23 protein-coding genes are annotated in these 23,678 nt (G+C 45.9%); 7 read left to right on the top strand and 16 right to left on the bottom strand.

The window, feature by feature from the left end; all coding sequences use genetic code 11:
- Positions 1-189 precede the first annotated feature (189 nt).
- Positions 190-1,269 carry an endonuclease/exonuclease/phosphatase family protein gene (locus ACFPFU_RS02110; protein WP_377061022.1) on the top strand — a complete coding sequence of 360 codons (1,080 nt, stop codon included), beginning with the start codon at positions 190-192 and terminating at the stop codon, positions 1,267-1,269.
- Positions 1,270-1,273: 4 nt separating this feature from the next.
- Here ACFPFU_RS02110 and ACFPFU_RS02105 read toward each other — a convergent pair whose 3' ends face one another.
- From ACFPFU_RS02105 to ACFPFU_RS02090, 4 genes are all read right to left on the bottom strand, one after another.
- Entirely contained in the window at positions 1,274-2,194 is a 921-nt protein-coding gene (locus ACFPFU_RS02105; RefSeq protein ID WP_377061020.1) for a sugar phosphate isomerase/epimerase family protein, read from the bottom strand.
- A 193-nt stretch (positions 2,195-2,387) separates the two neighbouring features.
- Entirely contained in the window at positions 2,388-3,206 is an 819-nt protein-coding gene (thiD, locus tag ACFPFU_RS02100) for a bifunctional hydroxymethylpyrimidine kinase/phosphomethylpyrimidine kinase (protein ID WP_377061018.1), read from the bottom strand.
- Positions 3,207-3,256: 50 nt separating this feature from the next.
- Complete coding sequence (locus ACFPFU_RS02095; RefSeq protein WP_377061016.1) at positions 3,257-4,411, bottom strand: methionine aminotransferase; 1,155 nt, start codon at positions 4,409-4,411, stop codon at positions 3,257-3,259.
- A 57-nt stretch (positions 4,412-4,468) separates the two neighbouring features.
- Positions 4,469-4,939: a GlcG/HbpS family heme-binding protein gene (locus ACFPFU_RS02090; RefSeq protein ID WP_377061014.1), complete on the bottom strand. Its 471-nt coding sequence runs from the start codon at positions 4,937-4,939 to the stop codon at positions 4,469-4,471.
- A gap of 113 nt (positions 4,940-5,052) precedes the next feature.
- Between ACFPFU_RS02090 and ACFPFU_RS02085 the strand changes: the two genes are divergently transcribed.
- A complete protein-coding gene (locus ACFPFU_RS02085; protein ID WP_377061012.1) occupies positions 5,053-5,487 on the top strand; it encodes a secondary thiamine-phosphate synthase enzyme YjbQ in 435 nt (144 codons plus the stop codon).
- 141 nt (positions 5,488-5,628) lie between these two features.
- Here the strand turns inward: ACFPFU_RS02085 and ACFPFU_RS02080 are convergent, their stop codons facing one another.
- The 7 genes from ACFPFU_RS02080 to ACFPFU_RS02050 form a co-directional block, all read right to left on the bottom strand.
- Positions 5,629-6,945 (bottom strand): glycoside hydrolase family 140 protein, encoded by a 1,317-nt coding sequence (locus ACFPFU_RS02080; RefSeq protein WP_377061010.1) that lies wholly within the window; start codon positions 6,943-6,945, stop codon positions 5,629-5,631.
- A gap of 14 nt (positions 6,946-6,959) precedes the next feature.
- Positions 6,960-7,886, bottom strand: a complete 927-nt coding sequence (locus ACFPFU_RS02075) for an alpha/beta hydrolase (RefSeq protein WP_377061008.1) — start codon at positions 7,884-7,886, stop codon at positions 6,960-6,962.
- Between the two features lie 4 nt (positions 7,887-7,890).
- Positions 7,891-9,234 (bottom strand): FGGY-family carbohydrate kinase, encoded by a 1,344-nt coding sequence (locus ACFPFU_RS02070; RefSeq protein ID WP_377061006.1) that lies wholly within the window; start codon positions 9,232-9,234, stop codon positions 7,891-7,893.
- 75 nt (positions 9,235-9,309) lie between these two features.
- Positions 9,310-10,593 (bottom strand): sugar isomerase, encoded by a 1,284-nt coding sequence (locus ACFPFU_RS02065; protein WP_377061004.1) that lies wholly within the window; start codon positions 10,591-10,593, stop codon positions 9,310-9,312.
- Between the two features lie 8 nt (positions 10,594-10,601).
- Positions 10,602-12,710, bottom strand: coding sequence for a bifunctional aldolase/short-chain dehydrogenase (locus tag ACFPFU_RS02060; RefSeq protein ID WP_377061002.1), 2,109 nt, complete (start codon positions 12,708-12,710; stop codon positions 10,602-10,604).
- 226 nt (positions 12,711-12,936) lie between these two features.
- Complete coding sequence (locus tag ACFPFU_RS02055) at positions 12,937-13,725, bottom strand: SDR family NAD(P)-dependent oxidoreductase (protein WP_377061000.1); 789 nt, start codon at positions 13,723-13,725, stop codon at positions 12,937-12,939.
- Between the two features lie 97 nt (positions 13,726-13,822).
- On the bottom strand, positions 13,823-15,538 hold the full coding sequence (locus ACFPFU_RS02050; RefSeq protein ID WP_377060998.1) for an IlvD/Edd family dehydratase: 1,716 nt from the start codon (positions 15,536-15,538) through the stop codon (positions 13,823-13,825).
- A 404-nt stretch (positions 15,539-15,942) separates the two neighbouring features.
- Between ACFPFU_RS02050 and ACFPFU_RS02045 the strand changes: the two genes are divergently transcribed.
- From ACFPFU_RS02045 to ACFPFU_RS02025, 5 genes are all read left to right on the top strand, one after another.
- Positions 15,943-17,685 (top strand): GMC family oxidoreductase, encoded by a 1,743-nt coding sequence (locus tag ACFPFU_RS02045; RefSeq protein ID WP_377060996.1) that lies wholly within the window; start codon positions 15,943-15,945, stop codon positions 17,683-17,685.
- A gap of 111 nt (positions 17,686-17,796) precedes the next feature.
- Positions 17,797-18,006 (top strand): GDCCVxC domain-containing (seleno)protein, encoded by a 210-nt coding sequence (locus ACFPFU_RS02040; protein ID WP_377060994.1) that lies wholly within the window; start codon positions 17,797-17,799, stop codon positions 18,004-18,006.
- 224 nt (positions 18,007-18,230) lie between these two features.
- A complete protein-coding gene (locus tag ACFPFU_RS02035) occupies positions 18,231-18,809 on the top strand; it encodes a VTT domain-containing protein (RefSeq protein ID WP_377060992.1) in 579 nt (192 codons plus the stop codon).
- Positions 18,810-18,863: 54 nt separating this feature from the next.
- A complete protein-coding gene (locus ACFPFU_RS02030; RefSeq protein WP_377060990.1) occupies positions 18,864-19,445 on the top strand; it encodes a Crp/Fnr family transcriptional regulator in 582 nt (193 codons plus the stop codon).
- 67 nt (positions 19,446-19,512) lie between these two features.
- On the top strand, positions 19,513-20,748 hold the full coding sequence (locus ACFPFU_RS02025) for an MFS transporter (RefSeq protein ID WP_377060988.1): 1,236 nt from the start codon (positions 19,513-19,515) through the stop codon (positions 20,746-20,748).
- On the opposite strand, the gene ACFPFU_RS02020 is transcribed toward ACFPFU_RS02025, so the two are convergent.
- The 5 genes from ACFPFU_RS02020 to ACFPFU_RS02000 form a co-directional block, all read right to left on the bottom strand.
- Entirely contained in the window at positions 20,715-21,386 is a 672-nt protein-coding gene (locus ACFPFU_RS02020; protein WP_377060986.1) for an ATP-binding cassette domain-containing protein, read from the bottom strand. The two genes, ACFPFU_RS02025 and ACFPFU_RS02020, sit on opposite strands and share 34 nt — an antisense overlap.
- Entirely contained in the window at positions 21,379-22,065 is a 687-nt protein-coding gene (modB, locus tag ACFPFU_RS02015; RefSeq protein ID WP_377060984.1) for a molybdate ABC transporter permease subunit, read from the bottom strand. The genes ACFPFU_RS02020 and modB overlap by 8 nt, the downstream gene beginning before the upstream one ends.
- Positions 22,062-22,856 carry a molybdate ABC transporter substrate-binding protein gene (gene modA / locus ACFPFU_RS02010; RefSeq protein WP_377060983.1) on the bottom strand — a complete coding sequence of 265 codons (795 nt, stop codon included), beginning with the start codon at positions 22,854-22,856 and terminating at the stop codon, positions 22,062-22,064. Before modA ends, modB begins: the two co-directional genes overlap by 4 nt.
- A 162-nt stretch (positions 22,857-23,018) precedes the next feature.
- Entirely contained in the window at positions 23,019-23,360 is a 342-nt protein-coding gene (locus ACFPFU_RS02005; protein WP_377060981.1) for a winged helix-turn-helix domain-containing protein, read from the bottom strand.
- 116 nt (positions 23,361-23,476) lie between these two features.
- Positions 23,477-23,668, bottom strand: coding sequence for a hypothetical protein (locus tag ACFPFU_RS02000; RefSeq protein ID WP_377060979.1), 192 nt, complete (start codon positions 23,666-23,668; stop codon positions 23,477-23,479).
- Between the last annotated feature and the right edge of the window lie 10 nt (positions 23,669-23,678).

Here is a 23,678-nt window from a genome sequence, read left to right as displayed (position 1 = left end):
GAGACTTCATAAAATTAATCAATATATCATTACACCCCTATCATTCTATGGGTTTTGCTGTCTGGAATGTGGCATCGTGTCTTTAATGAACATAGAAAAAGCCCGGTTGATCATGGTCCGAAAATTCTCCCGGTATATGATGATGATATTTTTTCGGCATGTATATTTACATACTAAAATTCGTGTTTAATGGATCAGATTTTGAATGTTGTTTTTTGTATGATGACCGGCATGGCTGTTTTGGCCATGATCGCTTCCATGATCAGGTGGGATGACTGGTGGGTCAGGGTATTTGATTTTCCGAGAATACAGATCATCATTTTTATTCTTCTTACCTTACTGCTGTTTCCTTTCACGTCACTTGAACCCAATTATTGGAATATATTGCTGTTGGCGTTGGTGCTTTTCAGCTTTATTTATCAAATCAGGAAGATCTACCCCTATACCTTGTTGGCCAAAAAAGAAGTGAAACCCTACCTTGGTGAAGATTCAGCAAATGCCATTTCCCTTTTAGTCAGCAATGTATGTACCCCCAACCGGCACACAGAAAAACTCATCGCCTTGGTGAACACCTACCAACCGCACCTTCTTCTCACACTTGAAACGGATCAATGGTGGGAAGACCGGTTGGCGGTTTTGGAAGAGCTGTATCCCTATCAGGTTAAAATTCCGTTGGATAATCTTTATGGGATGCACCTGTATTCAAAATACAAACTTGAAAATACCAAAGTACTTTATATTGTAGAAAAGGATATTCCTTCCATCCATTCGGAGGTAATCCTGCCGTCTGCCGAGAGGATAAGCATCCATTGTCTGCATCCGGAGCCTCCAAGTCCCACCGAAAGTGACACATCCACCGCCCGGGACGCGGAACTATTGATCGTGGGAAAGAATGTAGCGGAAGAGAAGTTACCGGTGTTGGTTTTCGGGGACCTCAATGATGTGGCCTGGTCCCGGACCACAAGACTGTTTCAGAAAATAAGCGGTCTGCTGGATCCCAGAAAAGGAAGGGGTTTTTTTAATACCTTTCACGCGGGGTATCCGTTGTTCCGGTGGCCTTTGGATCATATTTTCCATTCTCAGGAATTTTTACTCAGGTCTATCAAAAGACTGCCATCTATAGAGTCTGATCATTTTCCCATTTATATCCATCTTCAACTTTGCCCGGGCGTAAGGCAGGAAAATGATGAAGCGGAACTTGAAGAAGAGGAGGAAGAGTGGACGGAAGAAAAGATAGAAAAGGCTGATGCCAATCTTCTGTCCCTCTAGTCATTTATGAGGGAATATATTGTCTCAGAAAGTTTCTGGCTGTTAAAATAGCCATTTTAATATCTTCTTCGGATCGCTCATATGCCTTGTCTTCCACCTCTATGCAACATGGTCCCCGATAACCCACATCCGTCAGAGCAGCAAAAAACCTGCCCCATGGCACATCTCCAAGCCCAGGTATTTTCGGCGAATGGTATTCGAGTGGGTTGGCGAGAATGCCCACCCGGTTCAGTTTTTCCGGATAAACCTTTACATCTTTTAGATGGATATGGTGAAGCCTGTCCTTGAACTCATATAACGGCTGCACCGGATCCATCTGCATCCAAACCAAATGAGAGGGGTCATAGTTCAGCCCGAAATTGGCATCGGGAATAATACTGAACATTTTTTCCCAGACAGCCGGGGATATTGCCAGGTTTTTTCCCCCTGGCCATTCATCGTCGGTAAAAAACATCGGGCAGTTTTCGATACCAATATTGATTCCTTTTGCAGCCGCATGTTGGATAATGGGGGGAAAGCGCTCAGCAAACATCTTCAAATTGTCTTCAATATTCAGCGATGGATTCCTGCCTATAAAAGTGTTGACCACAGGAATTCCCAGTTGGGCGGCCCCATCGATCACCTTTTTTACATGCGCAAGGGCCGCTTCCGATTTTTTGTCATCCGGATCCATGGGGTTGGGGTAGTAACCCAAGCCGGACACGAATACGTTTTTTTTCTTTTGATAGGCTTGTATGCTGTCAATGCTTTTCCTGTCCAGATCACCCACATCAATATGGGTGACGCCCGCGTACCTTCTTTCGGCTTTTCCCATTGGCCAGCACATGATTTCCACGCAGGAGAAACCTTCTTCCGCTGCGAAATCAAGCACTTGTTCAAAACTTTTATCGGCTAAAATGGCACTGACAAATCCTAATTTAAGCATATGGTTTTTTAGTTTAATGGGTGAAGGAAACAGCGTTAAAATTAATAAATTTTTTCATCCTCCTTTGTTCCACGAAAAATTATCAAGCCGTTTGTGCTACCTGAATTTTTCTTTTTAATGATTCCTGGATAACAGACAACTGCCATATTTTTCATATCAATTGAAGTGTATTTCCCTATATTTTCCGGCCAACTCACTGAATGATTTGTTTAGAGGGTTGAAAGAAGTGGTTTAATGGGCCGTGGCCTTCACCTGTCTTCACGTCTTTCCCGTATTCAAGGGCTTTTTGGAGATAATCCCGGGCCCGGTCAACGGCCGTTTTGATGGAAAAACCCTTGGCGAGTCCGCAGGCTATGGCGGTGGATAAGGTACAGCCGGTACCGTGCGTGTTCTTGGTGTCAATCCGCCGGCTTTTGAATTGTTCCTGCTCTCCATTTGCCAAAAGCAACACATCATAGAGTACATCGCCTGCCAAGTGCCCGCCCTTTATGAGGACATTTTTTGCTCCTAATTCAAGGGTTCTTTGCGCTGCCTCCACCATTTCGCCACAGGAACGGATACTTCTTTCTGTGATAATTCCCGCTTCATCCAGGTTGGGCGTGATGAGGGTGGCCAAGGGGAGGAGGTGTTTCCTGAGCATGCTGACGGCCTTCTCTTCAATTAACCTGTCGCCGCTGCTGGCCACCATCACGGGATCAAATACAACGGGAACGTTTTCCCATCGCCCCAATGTTTCACCGAGCATTTCAGCCACTTCCGGCCGGTTTACCATGCCGATTTTGATGGCTTTTGGCCTCAGGTCGTCCATTACCGCCTCGATCTGCGCCCTGATGATGTCCACCGGGATAGCATGTATGCCCTTCACCCCCAAGGTATTCTGAACGGTAACTGCGGTTATCGCCGTGGTTCCGAAGCAACCGAGAGCTGACATGGTTTTCAGATCAGCCTGAATTCCGGCGCCTCCTCCACTGTCTGATCCGGCTATGCTCAGGACGGTCAAATAGCTCTTCATAGTTTTTTTGCCTTTTTAATTTCAAAGTTCACAAACCCTTCTGGAAATCCTCAGAGCCTGCAAAGGATCTCTCCGGCACGCTCCAAAATCTCATCGTCTTTGGCAAAACAGAACCTCAGCAGCTTATCGTCAATTTTGTCGTTGTAAAATACGGATACCGGGATGGAAGCCACCTTGATTTCTTTTGTCAGACGGACTGCCAGGTCATAATCGTATTCGTCTGTGATTTCCTTATAGGATACAATCTGGAAAAAACTGCCTTTGGATGGTGTGAATTTGAACCTGGAGGCCTGTATCGCTTGGTTGAATTTGTCGCGTTTATCCTGATAGAAACGGCTCAGTTCTTCATAATGAGAGGGGATCTTGAGAAAATCCGCCAACGCGTACTGCATGGGGGTCACGGTACTGAAGGTAATGTACTGATGGATCCTCCTGAATTCTTCGGATAGAACCTTTGGAGCCAGGCAGTAACCTATTTTCCACCCCGTGGTGTGATAGGTTTTTCCAAAAGAGCCGCATACAAAAGACCTCTCCCGCAATACCGGATGGGTCATCATGGAATGGTGTATTTCCCCATCAAAAACGATGTGCTCGTAAACCTCGTCACTGATGACAAAAATTTCCTTATCTCTTATCAGCGCGGCCAATGCATCCAAATCCTCGCGGGTAAAAATATTTCCGACCGGATTATGCGGTGTATTGACGATGATGGCTTTGGTTTTGGAAGAAATGGCGGTTTTGACCTCTTCCCAGTTTATTTTAAAATCAGGTGCCGCAAGGGTTATATATACCGGTGTGCCGCCGTTGAGGTCAATGGCTGGCACATAACTGTCATACGCGGGTTCGAAGATGATCACTTCGTCTCCGGGATGAACCACTGCGGTTACCGCACAAAAAATAGCTTCCGTGGCTCCTGAGGTAATGGTCACCTCAGTTTCCGGATCATAGCTGATGCCGTAGACTTTTTCGGTTTTTTCGGCTAGGCTTTCCCTTAGGGGAGGAATACCGCTCATCGGCGCATACTGGTTGAAACCTTTTTTCATATAATGGTTAACCCGTTCCGTGAGCAGGGGTGAACAGTCAAAACTGGGAAAGCCTTGGGAAAGGTTCAGGGCTTCTTCGTCGGTGGCAAGCTTGGACATTACCGTAAAAATGGTAGTACCGGCATAGGGTAATTTAGAAGATATATCTTTGATTTTGTTCATATTCATCCAAAAGCCAGCCACACATTGGGCGGCTGGCTTCAACTTATTGGTGTTTATTTATTTAAAAGCTTCAACGCCCGATGCGGCTATTATACCGTCCTGTGCGGAAGTTACGCCGCTCACACCGATGGAGCCAATGACTTGGCCGTGATGTGTAATGGGCAAGCCCCCCTCTACGGCAGTCACATTAGGTAAAGTCATTATATGAACGTTCCCACCTTTCACAGCCTCCTCAAATACCTTGGTAGGTCTTTTGAATTTCACCGCGGTTTCGGCTTTTTTCATGGCCACTTCCACGCTTCCCACCTGTGTGCCATCCATTCTTCTTAGCGAGATGAGATGGCCTCCGGCATCCAACACAGCAATGACCACATTCCAGTTGTCTTGTCTGGCCCGGTCTTCGGCCGCATCGGAGATTTTTTGTGCTTCTTCCAAGCTGATGACCCTGCTGCTTAAACCTTGGGCTAACTGCTGATGGGATACGAATGTCAACATCATACATAATCCTAAATAGATCAATTTTTTCATATTTTTCCGGGTTCTTGTTTTAAGTGAAAATTAACTATCAAGGATAAAGATAATTAATAAATGGCTAAACCTGAATTTTATATATTTGACATCTAAAAGAACCTTCAAAAATTATGGAATTTTATCAAAAAGAAATCCAATTAAAACCATTTGATCGCGGTTTTCATCTAATTACAAATGAAATTGTGGATAACTTTCCTGAAATCAGGAGAATCAATACAGGTCTTTTACATATTTTAATAAAACACACTTCTGCGGGTATTAGCCTCAATGAAAATGCCGACCCTACGGTGAGGAAGGATTTTGAAACTTTTATAAACGACCTGATCCCGGAGGATTATCCACACTTTATCCACACCTATGAAGGGCCCGATGATATGCCTGCGCACGTTAAAAGCAGTATTTTCGGCTCACAGCTGCAAATTCCTATTACCCATGGGAAACTGAACCTCGGTATTTGGCAGGGAATTTATTTGGGGGAATTCCGGAACCATGGCGGATCCAGAAAATTTGTGCTGACGGCTTACGGAACAGGTAAAAACAGCTAAACTGCTTCTTTAAAAAATTTGTGCAAGGTTTTTATAGATTATCCACAATTTTATCCACACTAAAAAGCTTTACGATGCCTCTTTTTTGCTTTTTGAATTAATGTTGTCGTTGACGTACAATTTGTTCTGAAATTTTTTTCTTTAAACTTCGGGAAAGGGGCATTGCCATTGCTCGTTTTTATCTTCGGATAGGATTAAAAGCAGCCAGTCTTTGGTTTTATCCGGAACCTTAAACTTCTTATTTTTTTCATTATCCCATATGCCGGCTGCTGAAACCGTGCCCTGTTTAGGATTGAACCAAAAAGTGGGGTACTGACCTGGTACAAGCCTATCGCTTTTCATGTGTATGGAGCGGCCAGCGGGACTATATGCCAAGACCATGTCTTTTTTTATCCCCATGACTGCGGAGATATAAGCAGCGTTTTTAAAATTAAAGCCCCCGATTATCTCTGGATCCGGACGCAGATGCTGCCAGGGAAGGCTTTCAAACAGCTTCTTCATAAACCCCATTTGCGAGGATCCCGGGAGATCCAATGCTTCCCGCCAATTCAGGTAAGCACCATGAAGTGCTTTTTTGCCTATACTGTACATCTGCCATACCTCATTGCAGCCGTAGGTGTGTCCGGCTGCACCGCTCATCATATTCCAATAAGCTGCCCGGCGTACGTCAAAATCGTTCAGGCGGGATACATGCATTTTATTGAGGAGGTTGGGGATGTTTTCATATCCGGGTTCACCGTCTATCACAGGTCGTGTGGGCTTGTTTTTGCAAGCTTTTCTGGTAAAAGTATATTCTTTGAAACCTTTCTGGTGCCTTGACTGGAACATGTCCAGATCCAACCAGCTTTCCTGGCCATAAATATCACTCGCGATATGTCCTCCCATAGGGTGCAGGGTGATCAGTTGTCGCGGCGCATGCCGCTTCAATCCCAATGCCATTTTGCAGTTGATTTGATAATCCTCTTCATTGGCTGGCACGCGGTCACCTCCAAGAATCCAAATAATATGATTATGATGGCCATATCTTTTGGCCAGGTATTCTCCAAAGATCCTAGCATTTTTCGGGTTGAAAATTTCAGGGCCTATGCCCCACTTTTTGTTGTATTTGTCTCCCCAGGTAGGTAATAGACCTAGGTAAAGCCCGGTCTCACGGGCCATATGGACCACTTGATCTATATGTTCAAAATACTTTTCATTGGGCCGGGTGGGATCATTTTCAAGTAAAGGAGTTTCCCCAAGGGCATTTGGCGTGTTAAGCCCATCAAGTTCCGCGAGGATTACGGTTTGGACTACAGTAAACCCTTTTTTAGCCCTGTTGTCCAGGTATGCAGCCGTTTCTTCCCCGTTTAAACGATGCAATAATTCCCAGGCTGTATCGCCCAGCCAAAAAAAAGGTTTGTCGTTTTCATCTATGAGAAATTGGTTGCCGGCTTTTACTTTCAATAAGGGAAGTGCCATTTTCTATTTTCCGGTTAGGGAAGGTGTTGGATCCACCGGATGCAGTTTTCCATCCACCCCTGTTGCGTGCCCTCTTTATTAATGGACAAGGAATAACCATGCCCACCCGTGGGATAAAGGTGCATTTCAGCGGGAACCTGGTTTTTTACAAGCCCCTCATAAAATAACAAGCTGTGTTGTACGGGAACACCTTTGTCATCCTGGGAATGAAAAATGAAGGTGGGAGGGGTGTCGGGCTGCACCTGTAATTCATTGCTAAAAAAATCCACCCATTTTTGGTCAGGGTCAGTTCCAATGAGGTTGTTTCTTGATCCAATGTGTGTGATGTGCTGGGTAAATGAAATGACAGGATATCCTAAAATCATGAAATTCGGCCTGCAATGTTTCCCCTCAATGGGATCGTTTGAACCGGGATTCCCGTCATCATACCGCGTACCTAACGTGGATGCCAGATGTCCCCCGGCGGAAAATCCCATGATGCCGATCTGTTCGGGATCGATATTCCACTGCTCAGCGTGATGCCTGACCATCCTGATGGCCCTCTGCCCATCCACCATGGGCACAATGTGCGGCTCGGTCTGGGTTTCCCTTGAAGGCAGGCGGTACTTTAACACGATGCCGGCTATGCCGTGGCTGTTCAGCCATTTCGCTATGTCAATGCCTTCCCAGTCATAGGCCAAAACCCCATATCCTCCGCCGGGACATATGATGACCGCTTTGCCGGTTGCGTTGCGTTTTGAAGGTAAAAACACCTGGATCTGAGGATCCTGGACACTCCTGACTGAAATGATGTCGTGATGCTGGATTTCCTCCTTAATCCGGGTTTGTTTATGATAAGGGGCCTCTCCATTGTAGAGATTGAGGGTGATGAGCCCCTCTTGGGCCCATAGGGACATGCCAAATCCCACCACGCAAAACAGAAGCAACACAACTTTTATCATAGGGTTAAACTTTATTTTCATTATAAGCTTTGAGCATCAATGCGGCACCATACGCAGATCCCAGCGGGAAATCAGAAAATTCGAGTTCATAATTTTCCAAAAGCGCTTTCAACAGCCGGATGAAAACTTGATTATGTACAAAACCACCGTCAATATACACTTTTTTGATGGATGATTTGCCTTGGGCCAGTTTAAGCGAGGCGGCCTGCATTCTGGCGAGCCCCCATATCAAATGATGGTAAGCGGTTTCATAATCCGGATAGGCTGAAGGGTCCCAGTGGTTTTCCGGAAAGATTTCAGCCACCAAGGGTGTTCTGGCAATGGTTTCGGGATAAAAGCTTGGGTGTTCCTGCCCACTCGTCAATGCCTGAACCAGTTTCCCATCAGGTGGTATGCCCTTGTAGTATTTTGGCGGTTTGTCAAATATCCGGTTAAGCTTTTCGAGTTGGTGGTCCAGTTCATATCCCAGGAAAAATCTGCTGGCTTTTACGGTTTTACCATGAATGGAGAGGAAATTCAGACAGTCATTTTGAAGCTCGCTGAAGGTGAGGTTACCGTCGGGATACGGGTTCAAGGTGATGCTCCATGTGCCTGTAGAGATCAACATAAACGGTTCATCAATCTTGATCAGGTAAGAGGCCAAGGCAGAGGAACTGTCATGAATACCCACTCCCACCTGCACTTTTTGGCCGCATATTTCCTTTTCAAAACTGTGCGTCGTGGGGACGGTTTTCGGTAATTTTTCAGCAATACCCTCCTTATAAACCCATTGATGATAATCGGATTTGGGAAAATCCCAGAGCTTGGTATGACAGCCTATTGAAGTGGGTTCACTAACAGCTTCACCGGTAAATAGATAAGAAATATATTGGGGCAGGTGAAGGGAATATTTTATTTTCTTAAATACCTTCGGTCTCTTCCTTTTCAGCCACAATAACTGGAGTCCTGAATTCAACATACCCAAGGTGGGGGAGGCGGTGGTCACATTGATTTCTTCTTCCGGATACTGCCCATAAAATTCCTTGTGGAGATCTTCCGGAAAGTGTTTCAGGTAATTATAAATGGGAGTGATGGGCTGCCCTTCTTCATCTATCGAAACAAAGGAAGCACCATAAGTGGAAAAATTGAGCGCTTTCACTTCATATTCCGGGTCTTCACAAAGCTTTTTCACCGTTTCTTTCACCCAATGGCTTATTTTTTCCAGGTCATCACATTCTTCCCCATCCTCATCTGTGATCGTCGGAAATTTGACATATTCTTCTTTGATTTCCTGAAGGAATTCGTCAAAAAGAAAGAATTTTTTATTGGTCTTACCTATATCGAATATGGCGATTACCGGTATGGGCATATTGTTCGGTTATGTGTTTGTTAATAATTTGTAAGCTAAAGTAAAGCCATTTTACTTTGGAAATATGCCATTTGCTCAAAGGCCTGTGGCCATGGTTTTCAGCCCTCTTTCTTTGATCAATTGATCCCTGACTTTCAAACTTCTGTAAGCCCCGAAGGGCTTAATGGCTGCACCAGCCTGTAACCGGGCCTCGGCAATAAGAGGCCTAAGATCCGTTCGGTATGCCTCCTGCAGAATTTCCTGTGCCCATGCTGGATCATTCGTTTCTCTGGCCTCTTCCAGCTTTATCCGGTCGATGATTAAGGCCTGTGCATAAGCCAGCTGAATGGCTTCCACGGATTGTAACAAATCCTCCAGCGGATCTTTGAGGTTATGGCTTGCATCAATCATCCACGCGGGAGTTGGATTGGGAGAAGACGGATCTTCCATACCTTCCACCAACTCATTAAAAATAAGAAAAAGTTGGTAAGGTTTCAAAGCGCCCACAGTGAGGTCATCGTCTCCGTATTTGGAATCATTGAAATGAAATCCCCCCAGCTTGCCCTGCATCATGAGCGTGGCCACTATCTGCTCGATGTTCGTGTTGGGAAGGTGGTGCCCCAAGTCGACCAATGTAAAGGCCCTTTCTCCTAACTGGCTGGCCAACAGGTGGGAAGTCCCCCAATCCTGGATTACCGTATGATAGAAATAAGGTTCATAGGGTTTATATTCCACGAACATTTTCCAATCCTCAGGCATTCCCTGGTAAATTTCTTTGAGAGCATCAAATGTCCTTTGCAGGGCTTTTCTAAAATTCATTTGCCCCGGAAAAGAAGAGCCATCGGCCAACCATACGGTAAGGGATTTTGAACCCAATTCTTTGCCATAGTGGATCACTTCCAGATTATGGTCGATGGCCTGTCTTCTCGCCCTGCTGTCCGTATGGCAGAGCGACCCGAATTTATAGGAATGGCCTTGGTTTTCCTGATCTTGAAAAGTATTGGAATTTACGGCATCAAACGCCAGTCCCAGAGCAGCGGCATGTGACTTGACGGCATCCACATCGGAAGGGATGTCCCAGGGTATATGGAGGGAAATGGCTCCCGAACCGCCATTGAGCGCATGGAGCATGCCCACATCATCTATTTTTTCCTTCAGTGAACGGGGCTCGCCTCCACCGGCAAAACGTGCAAAACGCGTTCCCCCCGTGCCTAATGCCCAACTTGGAATGGCCACCTGAAAGTTTTTGATTTTGTCGATGACTTGTTGGGAATCGATATTTTTTCTTTCCAGGATCAGCCTTAAATGATCAAAACTCTCCCGGTGCTGAGGGAGAGTTTTGTCATTCTGAGTTTGTATTTGATCGGTGGTGATTCGCATAGCCCGGATTATCTGACAAAGGCAGCGGCCACACCGCCATCCACATTCAAAATGTTTCCGGTACTTTTGCTCAGGTCTCCCCCTACAAAGGCGAACACCCCGTTGGCGATATCATCCACAGAGATGATCTCGTTCATGATGGTTCTTTTTGCGTAAAATGCAGGAAGTTCCTCCACTTTAATGCCATAAGCTTTGGCCCTGCCTTGCGCCCAAGCGCCTTCCCAAATTTTACTGCCTTCTATCACCGCATCAGGGTTCACCACATTTACGCGGATTTTATCAGGGCCAAGTTCGGCGGCCAAAAGACGGCTCATATGTACCTGGGCTGCTTTGGCGGTACCGTATCCTACGTTGTTTGGTCCGGATACCAAAGCGTTTTTACTGGCAATGTTGACGATATCGCCGCCTGTGTTCTGTGCCCTCAGGATACTTACCCCGGCTTTGGAAACGGCAAACTGACCCTTTACCAACACGTCTTGAAGGATATCCCAGTCTTTTTCAGAAGTTTGGTCAATGGGTTTCGATATGGCCAATCCAGCGCAATTGACAATGATGTCCACGCCACCAAACTTGAGGATGGTTTCTTTGAAAGCTTTTTCAATGTCCTCCATTTTGGTGACATCCATCAAGGCACCGGCTCCCGTGTCCCGATCGTATGTTCCCACGGCCTGATCCAGATTATCTTTGTTGATGTCGGTAATGAAAACGCAGGCGCCTTCCCCGGCCAATCTGTCGGCGATGGCCTTGCCGATACCCCCTGCTCCGCCTGTTACAAAAGCGATTTTTCGGGAAAGCGGCTTTTCTTTAGGCATTCTTTGGAGTTTGGCTTCCTCAAGCAGCCAATATTCGATGTCGAAAGCTTCCTGTAAAGGCAAGGAGACGTACTCGGATATGGCTTCGGCACCTTTCATTACATTGATGGCATTGATGTAAAATTCGCTGGCTACCCTTGCGGTTTGCTTGTTTTTAGCATAGGAGAACATGCCCACTCCCGGCCAAAGGATGATCACAGGGTTGGAATCCCTTATGGCAGGGCTGTTGTGTCTTTTATGGTCTTCATAATATTGGGTATAATATTCCCGGTATTTTTTAAACTCCTCTTCCAAATAAGATTTAATGGAGGAGATATCGTTAAGGTCTTGGTCAGCAGGGATGTCCAATACGAGCGGACGTATCTTGGTACGAAGGAAATGATCAGGGCAGCTGGTACCCAAAGGAGCCAGTTTGTCAAGATCATTGCTATTGATGAACTCAAGCACCCTCTCGTCATCCGTAAAATGTCCTACCATCCTGTTAAAGCTGGAGGCCAGCCCCCGCAGGTGAGGAGCAATTTTGGCAGCCTGATCCTTCCTTTTGCCGCTGTCCACCGATTGGATCTTTTGGCCGCCGAACACAGGGCGTTTTTTGCCGTAATTGTCTTCTAAATATTGGGAGGCTTTATCAATCACCTCTAAGCTGTTGATATAGCATTCATACGAAGTGTCTCCCCAGGTAAACAGGCCGTGGCCCCCCAGCATAATGCCTCTGATGCCCGGATTTTCCTTAAGGGCTTTATCCAATTTCAGCGCGAGGTCGAAACCGGGTCTTTGCCAGGGCACCCAGGCTATTTCCCCGTCAAAAAGTTCCTTTGTGATTTTTTCCCCGTCTTTGGATGCGGCTATGGCAATGGCCGCATCAGGATGGAGGTGGTCTATGTGTTTAAATGGGAGAAACGCATGCAACGGCGTGTCGATGGAGGGTGCTTTGGAATCCAGGTCATAGATACAGTGATTGAAAAGCGCAACCATTTCGTCCTCGAATTCCAGGCCCCGGTACACGTTCTTCAGGGAAAGCAATTTATCCATGTATAGACCCGCAAGACCGCTTCTTTTTAGCGTGCCTATATCGCCCCCGGAACCCTTGATCCACATAACCTCGGTTTCTTTTTTTGTCAAGGGATCCTTTTCGATGGTCTTGCAACTGGTATTGCCACCGCCATAATTGGTAATTCTCAGATCCGCACCCAGAATATTAGATCGGTACAATAGTAGGGCTACCTGATCATCACCTAAAGCATCTGCTTTCTCATCATCCCACAGATAATCTACATGTTTAAAAGTTTGTTCTGAAATAGCCATATTTAAATGATATGTTTGAGTTCAACTTTATAATTTTAGCGAATATAAATTAATCCTATTTTCTAACTGTCCTGTTCTATGCTGTTTGGAAGAAAAATGAGCCGCATGAATTTGCCAATAATGTTATTTTTCCTGCATACCAAACTGAATATTTAATCATTAGAAATATACGCTTTGGATTTTCAAAATTAACAAAAGGAAAAGTTTTTTCATAAGGGATAACCTTTCATTGTTGGTATGGAGAGGGACTGGTAGCACTCCAGCCACCGTCGATAACAAGGCTTTGTCCGGTGATATGCCGGGCTTTCTCCGAAACCAAAAAAGCGACTGCATGGGCGATATCCGCGGGGTAGGCGGGTCTTCCCATCGGGGTGATGGATGACCATATGGTATCGTAGCCGGGCTCCGAAGAGGTTCTCTCCGTCATGGTAGCCCCGGGAGCCACCGCGTTGATATTGATCCTGTGCGGTGACAGTTCCAAAACAAGTGTCTTGGCCAACATTTCCAACGCAGCTTTGCTCATGCCATAAGCCGCAAGGTTTTTATGGGCCTGATGACCGGTGACAGAGGACATCAGTAGGATGCTGCCGCCGTTTCCTTGACGGATCATTTGATTGGCGGCGGCCTGGACCAAAAAGAAGCTTCCCGCAAGATTAAGATTGACAACCTTTTGGAAATCTTTGTGTGTGTAAGTCAGGAATTCCCCAAACACGGTAATACCTGCATTGGCTACCACAATGTCTAATGAACCAAAATGGTCTACGGCTGCTTTCACAAGCGTTTGGATAAAATCAATATCAGCGGCATCTCCGGCCAAGCCGATGCATTTTCCGGGATAAGATGCCGTGAGCTTTTGTTCGGCTTTTTGGGTCAGTTCTTCATCAAGATCGTTGAGGATTACCAGGGTTCCTTCCTCTAAAAGTTGTTTGCAGATTTCAAATCCAATACCCGCGCCGGCTCCGGTGACGATGGCCACCCGCTTTGATTTTTTCACGTCGCTCCGATTCTTGTTCATGAATAAGTTTGATGGGGGGAGGTAGTATTTTATGGGGATGAAATTAAGAAAACATGGATGCTTCCGTCCATGTTTTCTCAATTTAAGTCATAAGGATTTAATGAGAGTCCTTGGTTACTTCACTTCCCGAACCTCCCTTAAGGAAATCCAAGTCAGCCCCGAGGTTGGCTTGTTCCACATGTTTGATATAAAGGCTTACATACCCCCTTTCTGTCGGAACCTCCGGTTTTTTCCAAGCGGCTTTTCTTTTGGCCAGTTCCTCCTCTGAGACGAGTAGGTTGAGCTTTCGTGCCTTTACATCCAGTTCGATCAGATCACCCGTCCGGACCACCGCAAAATTGCCGCCTTCGGCAGCCTCAGGAGAGGCATGAAGCACCACGGTGCCAAAGCCGGTACCACTCATCCTGCCGTCTGAAATACGTATCATATCGGTTATACCTTTGGCTAGCACTTTGGGAGGAAGCCCCATATTGCCTACCTCCGGCATACCGGGATAGCCTTTTGGGCCTACATTTTTCAGGACCATCACAGAATTTTCATCGATATCCAGGTCAGGGTCATCAATTTTGTTTTTGTACTCGTCAATGTCCTCAAATACGATGGCCTTTCCGGTGTGCTTCATCAGGTGCGGACTGGCCGCAGAGGGTTTGATAATGGCGCCTGTCTCGCAGAGATTGCCTTTCAATACCACAATACCGGAAGTTTCATTGAACGGGTTATCTATAGCGGCAATGACTTTTTCATTGAAATTCTCAAAAAGTTCATTGTTTTTACCAATAGCCTTGCCATTTACCGTAATACAGTCGTTGTGCAGGTGATCCTTAAGCTGCCGAATGATTGCCGGAAGGCCGCCGGCGTAATAGAGGTCCTCCATAAAATACATCCCTGAGGGCTGCAAGTTGGCAAGCAGCGGGATGTTGGAAGAGAATTTATCAAAATCTTCCAGGCTAAGGTCAATCCCCATCCTGCCCGCAATGGCGAGCAGATGGATCACAAAGTTGGTTGATCCGCCTATGGCTGCGTTGACCATGATGGCATTTTCAAACGCCTCTCTGGTAAGGATGTCGGATAACTTCAGGTCATTTTCCACCATTTTGACAATCTCCATTCCAGAGAGGTGGGCCAGCACTTTTCTTGCGGAATCAGGGGCAGGAATGGCTGCATTTCCCGGAAGGGAAAGGCCTAGGGATTCGACCATACATGCCATGGTAGAAGCAGTACCCATTACCGCGCAGTGCCCATCGCTACGGCAAAGTCCAGACTCAGCAATGAATAATTCCTCCTGGGTCATCTTGCCGGCTCTGGCCTCTTCGCTGAACCTCCATATGTCAGAAGTACTTACTGAGGTGCCTCTGTACCGTCCGGTAAGCATGGGCCCTCCGGAAACCACAATAGTGGGCAAGTCCACGCTGCATGCCCCCATTACTAAGGAAGGTGTGGTTTTGTCACATCCGCAGAGCAATACCACCCCGTCCAAGGGATTTGCCCTGATGGATTCCTCGGTATCCATGCTTGCCAGATTCCTGTAAAGCATGGCGGTGGGTTTCATCACGGTTTCCCCCAGTGACATGACGGGGAATTCGACCGGATAACCGCCCGCTTCCAGTACGCCCTTTTTTACAAATTCCGCTAATTCCCTGAAATGTGAGTTGCACGGGGTAAGTTCAGACCAGGTATTGCATATCCCTATAATGGGTTTTCCATTGAGTTCATGCGTGGGTATACCCTGTTTTTTAAACCATGATCTGTAAATTAGACCATCTTTGCCGGTTTTGCCGAACCAACCCTGGCTTCTCCTCTTAGATTCTTCCATTTTTTTGGTTATATTTTTATCGTTAAAAATCTATATTCACGTTTGATGAGGTTGAATAGTACTTTTTGTTGTTTCTGTGTATAAGGTTAAGAAATGTTTGTCCAAAATAAAATTTTTGATTTCTAAATTTAGGGGAGTTTCCTGGAACGTCAAAAACTTTATACGGAAGGCCAAAAAATAAGAACAGGAGTTGATCGGAATATTATACCGGATAACGGATGTATAACGGGTTTTTCTTCCGGAATGTTTTGAAAAATTCCTCTCCGGTAAGATTTGGTTTTGGACTGTGGAAGGAGCGGATGACCATTCCTTACCGCATAAATATATTTTGTGTGAAAAATCGGCATATTGTTCTATTTTAGGAGGTCAATCCTATAACAATAAATCATTTAAGTATACCACAAATGAGTTTTGAAATCAAATCATCCGTAGAAATGTATGATGCCATTATCGTCGGATCCGGTGCCGGGGGAGGTATGGCAAGTAAGATATTGTCGGAAGCAGGTCTGAGTGTGGCGGTAGTAGAAGCAGGGAGTGACTTTGACCCTGCCCTGGAAGAATACCGGACCCAATTACGGTGGCCGTGGGAATCCCCCCGTAGAGGGGCCAATACGGTGCGTGCTTTCGGTGATTTTGATGCCGCCTATGGAGGTTGGGAAATAGATGGAGAACCTTATACCAGAAAGGACGGCACCCAATTTGACTGGTTCCGCTCGCGCATGGTAGGGGGTAGGACCAATCACTGGGGAAGGATCTCACTCCGTTTTGGACCGGATGATTTCAAAAGGAAGAGCATTGACGGCTTGGGAGATGACTGGCCGATAGGTTATGATGACCTCAAGCCTTATTATGACAGAGTAGATAAGATCGTGGGTGTATTTGGTACCAAAGAGGGGATCCATAATGAACCTGACGGCTTCTTTTTGCCGCCACCAAAACCAAGGTTGCATGAGCTTGCATTCATGAAAGGAGGCAAAAAAGCCAATATCCCAGTGATCCCATCCAGGATATCCGTACTCACCAGACCGGTGAACAATGAAAGAGGGGCATGTTTTTACTGCGCACAATGTAGCAGGGCCTGTCAGGTATACGGTGATTTTTCCGCGGGAACGGTTTTAGTAAAACCCGCCATGAAAAAAGGCAACGTGGACTTGTACACATACGCGATGGTAAGAAAGGTCACCACCAACGATTCCGGGGAAGCCACCGGCATCTCCTATATCAGCAAGGTGGATATGAAGGAATACAAGCTGAAAGGCAGGGTGGTTGTGCTGGGCGCCTCTGCTTGTGAAAGTGCGCGGATCATGATGAATTCCAAATCGCCGCGACATCCCAATGGTATTTCCAATAGCAGCGGCATGCTGGGAAGGTACCTGCACGATTCCACAGGGGCCAGCCGCTCCGCATTGGTGCCCGGTTTCCTGGGGAGGGACAAATACAACGAGGATGGGGTCGGATCCATGCATGTATATACCCCTTGGTGGCTGGACAATAAAAAACTGGATTTTCCCAGGGGTTATCACCTTGAGTTCGGTGGAGGCATGCGTATGCCCAATTACGGCTTTGGTTTTGGGATGGATTCTATGAGACAATATATTAAGGATGAATTTGGTAAGCCCAGCCCGAACGGGGGGTATGGAGCCGGTCTCAAAAAGGATATCAGGAACATCTATGGCGCCACCATCGGTATTGCCGGAAGAGGAGAAAGCGTGCCCCAATATGACAACTATTGCGAGATTGACCCCCATATCGTAGATAAATATGGTATACCTGTCCTCCGGTTCCATTACAAATGGACGGACTATGAAGTAAGGCAGGCCAAACACATGCAGGACACATTTGAGGAGATTTTTGATGCCATGGGTGCCCAGGTTTTGGGCACGAAACCCGGTCCACAGACCCAATATGGATTGGCGGCTCCAGGTAGGATCATCCATGAAGTGGGGACCACGAGGATGGGTGACGACGCCAAAACCTCTGTGCTGAATAAGTATTCCCAGGCACATGAATGTGATAACCTTTTTGTAGTGGACGCCGGTCCGTTTGTTTCTCAAGCAGACAAGAATCCCACCTGGACCATTTTGGCATTGTCGATCAGAACTTCTGAATATATCATCGACCAGCTTAAGAAAAAGAACATCGGATAACTTCTTGGGTGGGTTGTTCAAAATACGCTTCAAAGCTCACGATTTTGAAGCATATTTGCTGTTCGGAATGGGCATCGTAGCGGCTGAGGCGTTATTAAATTCAAACAGGCGATGAACAAAATCATAACCCTATCTTCAGTTACCTGTCCGAAATGTGGCTATATGAAAGAAGAAAGAATGCCCGTGGATGCATGTCAGTATTTTTATGAATGTGAAAGCTGTAAAACCTTTTTAAAACCGAAGCAAGGCGATTGTTGCGTGTTTTGCAGTTATGGAAACGTTAAATGTCCCCCGGTCCAGCAAAACGAGGGTTGTTGTTAACCTTTGGTAAAGAATGATATCAAGTAGAAAGTCAAGCGGATTATGGGTCTTGGATTTTAATAGGGGGGATTTACTCCGATTGGCTGCAGACAGAAGTTAAACTTCATCAGGGCTCTTTACCTTGATATAACAGCATTTCAAAGAAGGTGTTGCGAATACATCATCAAATATTTGTTATTTTTAGCTTCAGCTAAATAACAGGGTTTTTCAGGGGTTTACTGATCATGGAAAAAAAAATATTGGATGATAGGGGTTATTTTTTGATTAAAAACATAGGTAGAGGATTTTTATACCTGGCAATCCTTGTTGGCGTTTTTTTGGTGTTTCGACATTTTTCAAGCGAGGAAGAAAGATATATCTGGTTTGGGAGCATCTATGACAATGTTCCCTTGGTGATGGGTGTGTTTATCATGTCGGAAATTTTATTCGGCATCATTCCTCCTGAAGCATTTATGCTTTGGGCCTTCGAAACCAACCACATTGGAAATTTTACGGTCAGTATGGGGATATTGTCCCTGATTTCATACACTGCTGGTTTTGTTAACTTTACGATCGGAAGGTTGATTAAAGACAAAGGGATCATACTGCGATTGAGGTTCAGATGGATAAAGAGATATTTGATTCTTTTTGAAAAATACGGGGCTTATTTGGTCATCGTGGCGTCCGTGAGCCCTTTGCCCTTTGCAGCCATCGCCCTTTTGTGTGGGGCCGGCAATATGGATCAGCGCCGTTATCTTTGGTTCAGCTTGCTCCGTATAGTAAGGATTTATTTTTATGGAGCAATTATATACGAAGTCAGTTAGTGCATTATAATGTCAAGATACGTGCCGGTAAATCAAACCAAAAACCAGCGACAGATGAACCTCAGCCAATTACACTTTCTTTTCCGATTCTTTGACAATTTTCAGCCTTTATCTGATGCCGCGGCATTGGCTTTTTCGGAGATATGCCATGTGCTGGAACTGGAAAAAAACAAGGATCTTCAGCCTATTGGACATACCTGCCGGACCATTTATTTTGTGGACAAGGGGTTGGCCCGGATCTATTATTATAAAGATGGCGTGGATATTACCGAGTCTTTTTCATTTGAAGGGACATTGATTGCCAGGGTGGAGAGCCTTTTTACCGGAAGGCCAAGCCAAAAAGCCATTCAAACCCTTCAGCCTTCCCGGTTTATTGGTATCAATGCCGCCCAATTGTTTAAACTTTACGACGAATTTCATGAAGTAGAGCGGCTGTTTCGGAAAATTTTTGAAGCGGCTTATGTGGAGACGGTTAATCGGATAGAAGGTATACAATTTCATACCGCTGAGGAAAGGTACTCCGCCCTTTTGGCCGATTCCCCGGATTTACTGAAGCAGATCCCTCTGAAGTACATTGCTTCCTATCTTGGCATTACTCAAGTAAGTCTAAGCCGGATAAGGGCGAAGATGGGGTGATAATTTATCATTTGTTAAAGGAATCCGTTTTCTTAATTCCCAACTTTGTTCCACAATAAAAATGGATATGGAAACTGTAAAATTGGGATTGAGGGAAAACTGGAGACAATTCACCCTGCTCGTGATCATCAATGCTTTTGTGGGAGGCATGGTCGGCTTGGAGCGGAGCATTCTTCCACAGATAGCCGAGGAAGAGTTTCACATCGCCGCCAAAACCGCCATTTTGTCCTTTATCATTGTTTTTGGCGTAGTCAAGGCATTGACCAATTATTTCGCTGGCATATTTGCCAACCGGTATGGCAGAAAAAACCTGTTGGTGTTGGGATGGGTTTTTGGGCTGCCTGTCCCTTTCATGCTGATGTATGCTCCTGACTGGAACTGGGTGGTAGCGGCAAACATCCTGTTGGGAATTAACCAAGGCTTGGCTTGGAGCAGCACGGTGGTGATGAAAATCGACCTGGTTGGAGAAAGGCAGCGTGGATTTGCCATGGGATTGAATGAGTTTGCAGGTTACCTGGCAGTAGCGGTGCTGGCGTTTCTGACGGGATATATTGCCGGAGAATACGGACTGAGGCCCTATCCCTTCTATCTTGGGATTGCCCTGGTATCTGCGGGATTAGCGGGAAGTGTATGGTTGGTTAAGGATACAAGGAGGCATGTCCGAACAGAACAGGCAGGCAGTACCCTCAAGCCCTTGAACAATATTTTTTGGGAAACAACCTGGAAAAACCCCATCCTGGGATCTGTGACACAGGCTGGCATGGTAAATAACCTGAATGACGGTATGATGTGGGGCCTATTTCCCATGATGCTGGCCATAAAAGGATTCAACCTGGCAGAAATCGGGGTGATCACCGCAGTGTATCCGGCCGTTTGGGGAGTGGGGCAACTGATCACGGGAAAAATGGCCGATGTCTTCAACAAAAAACGACTGCTGTTTTTTGGAATGCTGCTGCAGGCCCTGGCCCTGGCTTTGTTGGTAACGGCATGGGAGATGTATGCCCTGATCCTGCTTTCAGCCCTGCTGGGTTGGGGGACCGCGATGGTTTACCCGACTTTTTTGGCTACCGTAGCCGAACATACCCATCCCGCAGACCGGGCCAATAGCATCGGCGTCTTCCGGCTTTGGCGGGATTTGGGATATGCTTTCGGAGCTATTCTTACAGGTGTGGTGGCGGATGCATTTGGAATGGATGCTTCTGTCTTGTCCATTGCTGGATTGACATTCGCCTCTGCCTTGATCATCTGGATAAGAATGCGTGAGAGGTTTTATCCAAAAAATCTGGAGGGATCACCGTCATAGGTAAAACAGCCTTTTTCCAACACCAGTACCCTTTTGGCCATGCGCTGGATTTCAGAGGCGTCATGGCTCACCAACAGTGTCGTGAGTTCAAAGTTCCTATGGAATTGTACAATGTACTGTTGTAGGTTGGCCCTCATTTCCATGTCCAGGGCCGATAGCGGTTCATCGAGGAGCAGGAGTTTGGGCTTTCTTACCATGGCTCTTGCGAGGGCTACCCGTTGCTTTTGCCCGCCGGAAAGCAGTGCGGGTCGCTTATTAGCCAGTTTGTCCAGCCCGATCATCTCCAGCAGGTCATCGACAATCTGTCTATTTTGGTTCGAATTCAGGGCAAAAACAAGGTTTTCCCTTACCGTCATATTAGGAAACAAGGAGTATTCCTGGAACACCATGCCGATATTTCTTTTCTGGGGTTTTAAGTTGATTTTTTCCCTGCTGTCAAACCAGGTTTCCCCTTCTACGGTAAGTTTTCCGCTTTCCGGTTTCATCAGTCCGGCCAGCATCCTGAGTATGCTTGATTTGCCCGCTCCTGAGGGACCATAGAGGCCCACCAGCTCCCCTTTATTGATATGGCAGGCGGTCTGAAGATGCATTTTACCTTCAGAACCAAACAACTGCTTACTGAATTCGATATCAATCATAGCCCAATACTTGATTTTTATGATGATTGATCAGATAAGTGATCAATAGGACTGTAAATGAAAATCCTATCAATATTAGACTGTATGCGTTGGCTTCACGATAGTTCATGGCCTCTACCTCATTGTAAATGGCTACTGAAATGACTCTGGTTTCTCCCGGTATATTTCCGCCCACCATCAGTACCACACCAAATTCCCCTACTGTATGGGCAAAAGACAGCACAGCCCCTGTGAGCAGGGCATTTTTCATATTGGGTAACAGCACTCTTGTGAGGGTAAGCCATTGATTTTTACCGAGGGTATGGGCGGCATCCAACCAGGCCTTGGGGATTCCGGCAAAACCCGCCCGGATCGGTTGTACCATAAAAGGGAGACTGTAGATGACTGAAGCCAGGACCAATCCCGGAAACGTGAAAACAAGTCTCAAGCCAAAAACTTCATCAAAAAACCGGCCCAGATAATTTTCCGGACTGAAAGCCAGTAGCAAATAAAAACCCAAAACCGTGGGGGGCAATACAAGGGGCATGCTTACCAATGCTTCGACTGCAAATTTTACTTTATACCGGCTGTATGCCAGCCAGTAGGCTAAGGGAACCGCAATCAGGAACAAAATGAGCGTGGTTACCAAGGCGAGCCTAAAGGTCAGCAAAAACGGGGCGGTGTCCAATACAAGCGTCATGGCTTCGAAAATCCGTAAAACTGTAAAATTTTCAAAGCGCTATCTGATTTCAGGAATTCGAAAAAATCCCTGGCCGCCTGATGGTCCTTCCCGTACGCGGTAATGATTGCCCCCTGCAGCAGAGGAGAGTGGCTTTCTTCCGGGATTAAAAAGTAAGAAGACTGAAGCCTTTTCATATTCGGGGCAAGTGCCAATGAGAGGGCTATCACACCGATATCCGCCGCCCCTGTTGAGACAAACTGCGCCGTCTGGGAAATATTCTCGCCAAAAACCAACTTCTTTTCTATGCTAGGGTAAACATTGTAATACTTCATCGCTTCTTCGGCGCCCCTACCATAGGGAGCATGTTGTGGATTGGCAATGGCAATTTTTTTTACCCTTGGATCCGTTAACAGTTCTATCCCGGATTTGCCGGTATCCATGTTTTTGCTCCATAATACCAGTCTGCCCACCCCGTAATGGAAAACAGCAGATCCGGCCAATCCCCTTTCTGCCAGCAACGTTGGGTATTGTATGTCCGCGGACATAAAAATATGAAAAGGGGCTTTGTTGAAAATCTGCTCGAACAGCTTTCCGGAGGAACCATAAATGGCCTCTATTTTGACCGGTTTGATAGAGGTATATTCCAAAATGATGGCATCCAGGGCGAATTTCAGATCAGATGCCGCAGCCACCAAAACGGTGTTCTCTTTTTTACTTTGGGCTGTTGAAGTGTGGCTGATCCAACATATCAGAAAAGCCAGTAAAAGCACCTGGCCCTTGATTTTGAATGTCATATGGAAAAACTTCATCTGGTCGTTTTATTCTCCGGAAAACATCATCTAACCTCATCAATATCTTTTACAAGGCCTGCCTGTGAATTATCACCTGACGGGAATCCACGTCGATATGTATACGGTTACATATCGAAATATACTAAAATAATACCCTTTTTGATTCGTCCGGGTATTTTTTTATAAAAGCCTGAGAATTTCCGACTCTTCCTCAATGACGGTTTGTAGTTTTTGCAAAAGCTGGGCATACTTGTTGAGAAACTGTTTTCCACTGGTGGTGATTTCAGCTCCGCCGCCTTTCCTGCCGCCTTTTCTAAGGGTGACGAAAGGTTGTTGCCCCCTTGTGTTGAGATCATGGATCATGTCCCAGGCTTTTTTGTAGGACATTCCCATCTTTTTGGCGGCTTTGGAGACAGAACCTTCTTTTTCCACCCAGTTTAAGAGCTCCACTCTTCCGGGACCAAAAAATTTTTGCTGTTCAAGGGTAATCCAACATCTAAGCCTTATTTCCGATTTGGACATATCCATCCTTCATTTTAATAAACAATAAATCTACACTGGGGAAAGGAAATGCGCAATAAAAAAAATCCGGTTATTAAAAACAAATGCCCCGGTTCCACGGGGCATTATTCAGATCGCTAACCTGCTAATCTGATAAAATACTTATTAAGAATAGGCTCATAAATTTTAGCAAATGTCCTGTAACACCATTCCCTGAATTCTTCCAGTTCCGAGGGAACCAACATATTCAGTCCCTTGCGCAGCTCTTTCTCGAAGAGCTTTTTGTCAAAACTTACTTTTAACAAAATAGTTTTAACATAGTCCATCATGGTTCTCGTT

The organism is Negadavirga shengliensis (genome assembly GCF_042652345.1).
Lineage (GTDB): Bacteria > Bacteroidota > Bacteroidia > Cytophagales > Cyclobacteriaceae > Negadavirga > Negadavirga shengliensis.
This window is presented reverse-complemented; position numbering and strand designations above follow the sequence as displayed.